The organism is Parerythrobacter lacustris, from assembly GCF_024626475.1.
GTDB lineage: Bacteria > Pseudomonadota > Alphaproteobacteria > Sphingomonadales > Sphingomonadaceae > Parerythrobacter_A > Parerythrobacter_A lacustris.
Genome location: NZ_JANKHH010000010.1, coordinates 1 through 574 on the forward strand (window position 1 = coordinate 1; position 574 = coordinate 574).

A 574-nucleotide genomic window follows, 5' to 3' on the forward strand; every position below is an offset into this window, starting at 1 on the left:
AACCCGATACGAAAGCATGTAAGGAACGGGATGCTGTCGCCCGTCGAGTTCGAACGGCAGCAAAACATGAGCACCGAAGGCGTCTAGAAAACTCGGGGCTATTCAAACCTTACCCGGGCAAGCCGCTATTCCATGGCGAAAGGAGTTGAACGAACGAGAGCAGAGCATTCGCAATTGGGCAGAATCCCTGAAACCGACCGAAGCGCCGACCGAAGAAGAAGAGAATAAGTCGCAAACCGACGCGCTCGATGTGATCGATCAGGAACGGGACGCCCTGAAGCGGCCGGAAGTTCGGGAAAAGGTAAGCAAACAAATCGAACGCGGTTCGATCGGACAAAAACTCAAGAAACTCAATGGGTACCGTTGTCAGCTATGCGAAGTTCTGGGGCACGATCCGATCAGCTTCGTCAAAGCAAACGGCGAGCCATATGTTGAGGCTCACCACGTGACGCCGGTATCTGAGCTTCAGTTAGGGTCAGGACCTATTAAATCGCTTGCAAGAGGCATGGTTGGTTGATTCAATGGCAGCGTCAAGGAGGCGTTGGCTATGGATTATCCGTATTTGCTGAGCGAG

At 52.8% G+C, this 574-nt stretch carries 1 protein-coding gene; it reads left to right on the top strand.

Annotated elements, in window-relative coordinates; genetic code table 11:
- Positions 1-145 precede the first annotated feature (145 nt).
- Positions 146-517, top strand: coding sequence for a hypothetical protein (locus NSO95_RS15245; RefSeq protein WP_257597196.1), 372 nt, complete (start codon positions 146-148; stop codon positions 515-517).
- Positions 518-574: the final 57 nt, after the last annotated feature.